This is a genomic window from Pseudomonas sp. ES1 (assembly GCF_050586605.1).
In the GTDB taxonomy this organism is placed as follows: Bacteria; Pseudomonadota; Gammaproteobacteria; order Pseudomonadales; family Pseudomonadaceae; genus Aquipseudomonas; species Aquipseudomonas sichuanensis.
This window is the reverse complement of record NZ_JBOBDM010000120.1, coordinates 1-3,796: the sequence shown is the minus strand read 5'-3', so window position 1 is coordinate 3,796 and position 3,796 is coordinate 1. Positions and strand designations below refer to the sequence as shown.

General features: G+C 64.7%; 5 protein-coding genes. All 5 read right to left on the bottom strand.

What is annotated here, in order from left to right:
- Positions 1–2: 2 nt before the first annotated feature.
- The 5 genes from ACQ4N9_RS26370 to ACQ4N9_RS26350 all read right to left on the bottom strand — a co-directional run bounded on the left by ACQ4N9_RS26370 (position 3) and on the right by ACQ4N9_RS26350 (position 3,524).
- Positions 3–1,961, bottom strand: a complete 1,959-nt coding sequence (locus ACQ4N9_RS26370; RefSeq protein ID WP_390969999.1) for a DUF4105 domain-containing protein — start codon at positions 1,959–1,961, stop codon at positions 3–5.
- A complete protein-coding gene (locus ACQ4N9_RS26365) occupies positions 1,958–2,278 on the bottom strand; it encodes a DUF2388 domain-containing protein (RefSeq protein WP_125462101.1) in 321 nt (106 codons plus the stop codon). The genes ACQ4N9_RS26370 and ACQ4N9_RS26365 overlap by 4 nt, the downstream gene beginning before the upstream one ends.
- Positions 2,279–2,315: 37 nt before the next feature.
- Positions 2,316–2,609, bottom strand: coding sequence for a DUF2388 domain-containing protein (locus tag ACQ4N9_RS26360; RefSeq protein ID WP_110995044.1), 294 nt, complete (start codon positions 2,607–2,609; stop codon positions 2,316–2,318).
- 86 nt (positions 2,610–2,695) lie between these two features.
- Positions 2,696–3,013, bottom strand: a complete 318-nt coding sequence (locus ACQ4N9_RS26355) for a DUF2388 domain-containing protein (protein ID WP_390969997.1) — start codon at positions 3,011–3,013, stop codon at positions 2,696–2,698.
- Between the two features lie 295 nt (positions 3,014–3,308).
- The gene (locus ACQ4N9_RS26350) at positions 3,309–3,524 is read right to left on the bottom strand and encodes a DUF1127 domain-containing protein (protein ID WP_110995046.1); all 216 of its coding nucleotides are present in this window, start codon (positions 3,522–3,524) and stop codon (positions 3,309–3,311) included.
- Positions 3,525–3,796: the final 272 nt, after the last annotated feature.

Here is a 3,796-nt window from a genome sequence, read left to right as displayed (position 1 = left end):
CGCTAGGGCAACTGCAGCCCGCCAGCCGCCTTGTGCAGCGCGCGCAGGTGTTCGCCTACCTGCTTGATGTTGGCTTCCACCGCCTTGATCTCCCTGGCCCGCTGCGGCCCCAGCAGCGCCCTCACCTGCTGGTCCAGGGCGTTGCTCAGGCGCAGCAGCTGCGCCTGGCGTGCCTTGCTCTCCTGCTCCAGGTGCTGGCGCTCCTCGGGCTGTGGCAGGCCGTAGCCGCCCGCCCCCAGCAGCTCCGCCGGGCGGCTGAGGTAGCCACTGTTGGCGAGAATCGCCTGCAGGGCCTGGTCGGCCTTGTCGAAGCTGCCATCCTTTGTCGCCCGGCCATTGAGGTAACGCTGCTTGACCTCATCCTGGGCCAGCAGCAGCTGCCGGCGCAGGCTGGCCTGCTCGAGCAGCAGCAGCGCCGCACTGGTGCGCAGGTCGGCGCGCTCGAACCAAGGGCGGCGCTGCTCGGCATCCAGGGCCAGCCAGTCTTCCACGGCGCTCTGCTTGATCGGCAACTGCTTCTTCAACACCTCGAACATGGCCTGGTAGCGGTCGCGGTAGGAGTCGAAGCGATAACCCAGGCGCAGCGCCTCACGTGGGTCGTCGAGCACACTGGTGTCGGCCAGGCCACGCCCTTTGAGCACTTCCAGCAGGCCGTTGGGCATGATGTTGTCGAGGTCGTTCAGGCGCGGGTTGGCGGTGCCGCTGCGCAGCAGCTTCAGATTCTCGACCGCGCAGTTGTTGGACAGGAAGAAGTAGTTGCCGTCGTAGCTCCAGTGCATTTCGGCAGCCTGGCGCACCAGGTTCTCGATCTCGCTGCGGCTGAGCTTGAGCGGCACCGAGGCCAGGCTGCGCAGTTCGGTCTTGGTGTACTCGTCGATCACCTGGCCCAGCGGCAGGACGAACAGCCGCGACGGGTAGGCCCCGACCAGCCCGCCCCAGCTCGACAACTGCACGTCGTTGACGAAGGCCCGGTAGGACAGCACCAGGCTCTGGTCGAGGTCCAGGCGGCACGCTGGGCCGCGCGGCCGGCCGGGGGCGCAGATCACCAGGCGCAGCATGCTGTGGCCCCAGCGGCTGACCAGGTTCTGGTTGGCTTCGGCCAGCAGGTAGTCGACTTCGTAGACCCGCTCGGGGTCGATTTCGCCCAGCGGCTGGCGGGCGAAGTCATTGCCGGCGTTGAGGAACGGCAGGGCCTTGGCGCAGGTGTTCTGCGGCGGTGCCCAGCCGAAATGCTCGCTCAGGTACTGGTTGAGCGCCGGGCGACGGCAGGCGTAGCTGGGGTCGAGGAGGAAGTACTCCATGTTGACCGCGATGTATTCCTTGGGGCTGCTCAGCTCGTAGCTGTCGGGGCTGCGCGCCACCTGGCCGTTGTGCTGCTCGCGCTCGCCGCGGCGGCCGACGTACTGCGGCCAGCCGGCCAGGTCGAGCAGGCGTGGATCGTCGCTCAGGGTGAAGCGGCGTTCGGCCTGGCCTCGGCAGTCCTGCGGCAGGCCTACCTTGCCCAATGCGCCCTGCTGGCGCTTGCAGCGGGTGATGAGCTGGCGCTCGGCGCTGGGCCACAGGCGGGCGCGGTCATAGATGTGGGTGAGTTCATGCAGCACCGTGGCCAGCAACTCTTCACGGACGGTGCCGTGGGGGCGGTTGGTCTTTTCGCTGGCGGCACTGCCATCGACCAGGCCTGGCAGCAGACGGCGGTTGAGGTCGAGGGTGGAGACCGGCGAGGCTTGGCCGTAGGCATCCTCGGGCATGCGCTCGGTCCAGCTCACCGTTACCTGGCGGTCCAGCTGTTGCTTGAAGCGTGGTGGCAGCTTGGCCATGGCTTCATCGAGCAGCAGCTGGGTGGCCAGCTGCTGTGGCTGGTCGAGGCCGTCTGCCTGCAGCACCAGCTGCAGGTCGGCCAGGGCGGGCGTGCCGAGCAGCGTCAGGACGCAGCCGAGCAGCCAGGCACGCGTGCGTTTCACAGGGCGAGGATGGCTTCGGCCAGCACCTGGTCGCTGGCGTCGCGGGCTTCCGGCACACGGGTGCGCAGGGTGTCGAAGGCCGCTTCGAGCTGGGCGCCACGGATGTTGCCGTTGCTGGCGACGAAGCTGGCGGCGTCGTCGTGGGCTTCGCGGATGACTTTCGAATCGCGGATCGAGGTGGTGGTGTCGGAGGTGAAATCGATCGTGCGCGCCGAGGCACGGACGATGATATTGCTGGTAGCCACCAGCGTGTGAGCCTGGGCCATGTCGGCCAGCAGCAACATGCCGAGGGAAGCGGCGATCAGCGATTTACGCATGGAGCATCTCCAGAAGGTACAAAGGCGTAACGGGTAATTATTGGACGAGGATGGCTTCGGCCAGTTCAAGGTCGCCGACAGAGTGACAACTGTGCACCTGGCGCAGCGAAACCAGCGCCGCCTGAAGGCGCGCACCGCGAATCAAGCCATCACTGGCAACGAAGGCAGCAGCGTCGTCACGGGCGGCGGCGACGATCTTGCGATCGAACGGCGCGGTGGTCACCTGGCTGGTGACATAGCCGGTGGCAACGAGGCTCTGGGTGGTGACATCCATGGCATGGGCGCTTCCCATACCGGCGAGGGCTAACAGCACTGGCGGCAGATAACGCATGGGCTCTCTAGGCGGTGGTTTCGGGCAGCAAAGGCTACCCCGGATGCACCGGCCGGGGCCAGTGAATCCGGGTGTAAAGGCTTGTGCTAGAGCGCGAGGATGGCGCGGGCCAGTTGCGCGTCGCTGGCTTGCAGCGTGGGTTGCTGCTGGCGAATGTGCACGAATGCGCTTTCCAGCTTGGCGCCGCGGATCGCGCCTTCGCTGCCAACGAAGCTGGCGGCGTCGTCACGGGCTGCCTGCACGATCTTGTCATCGCGGAAGGACGAGGTTACGTCGGAGGTGGCATCGGTGGTTGCGGCAACGGCACCGACTACCGCGTCAGTGGTAACCACGAAGCTGGTGGCATTGGCCGCACCGGCGAGGGACAGCAGCACGGCGGCGCCTAACAGATGATAACGGGACATGATGGGTGGACTCCTGCGCAGGGTCTGGATGGTTCTGGTTATCGGACGCTCGCTTGGCTCGTCACGGTACGGTGTTGCCAGGCGTGTAGGACAAGCGTAACACGCCTCGGTTCAAGCGCCTGGGGCGGCGAAAGACCACAATTGGTAACTGTACCTGCCAATATATCATTTTGTGAAACTGTACCTGTTGCGTGCGATGGCTCTATCTCGCGGCGGACAAACAAAAAACCCGTCGCGGTTTCCGGCGACGGGTTCTTGTGTATTCGCGGTGCCGGCGTTGGCCGGCGGCCGAGGCTTAGCGCCAGAACGGCTTGCTCAGCTCTTCGTAGCGCTGCGACTCGCTGATACCGGCGTCGGCCAGCAGGCGGGAGTCCAGGCGAGCCAGCTGACGGCGGCTGGCCATGCGGCGTTGCCACAGCAGCAGGGTCGACAGGGCGCGCAGAGGCAGGGCAGCGTGGGAAGCTTGGGCGTTGCTTTCGAAAACCAGACCGGAACTGAGGGTGCGTTCCATGATGTTTCATCCTTCCGCTTGTGGCGGCATTAGGGAGTGATTTAACTGGTGCCCATCTTCCTCCTCTGCTGTCCATAACAGTAGATACAGTTCTGTAGTAAAGCGATGGCTCAGTTAACTGTGTAACCCTACTGTTGCACCCGAAATTGGCGTAACTGTACTGGTCCGCACTAATTTAGTGCGAATTTTAGATTTTGCAGGAAATGACGCGGGGCTAGAGCGGATAATTACCAGTACAGTAGTACAGTTTGATCTATGTGGTTGCCAGTTGA

Bases quoted from the DNA above. Each gene is read 5' to 3' on its own strand.
- ACQ4N9_RS26365 (WP_125462101.1), bottom strand. From the start codon at position 2,278: ATGCGTAAATCGCTGATCGCCGCTTCCCTCGGCATGTTGCTGCTGGCC.
- ACQ4N9_RS26360 (WP_110995044.1), bottom strand. From the start codon at position 2,609: ATGCGTTATCTGCCGCCAGTGCTGTTAGCCCTCGCCGGTATGGGAAGC.
- ACQ4N9_RS26355 (WP_390969997.1), bottom strand. From the start codon at position 3,013: ATGTCCCGTTATCATCTGTTAGGCGCCGCCGTGCTGCTGTCCCTCGCC.
- ACQ4N9_RS26350 (WP_110995046.1), bottom strand. From the start codon at position 3,524: ATGGAACGCACCCTCAGTTCCGGTCTGGTTTTCGAAAGCAACGCCCAA.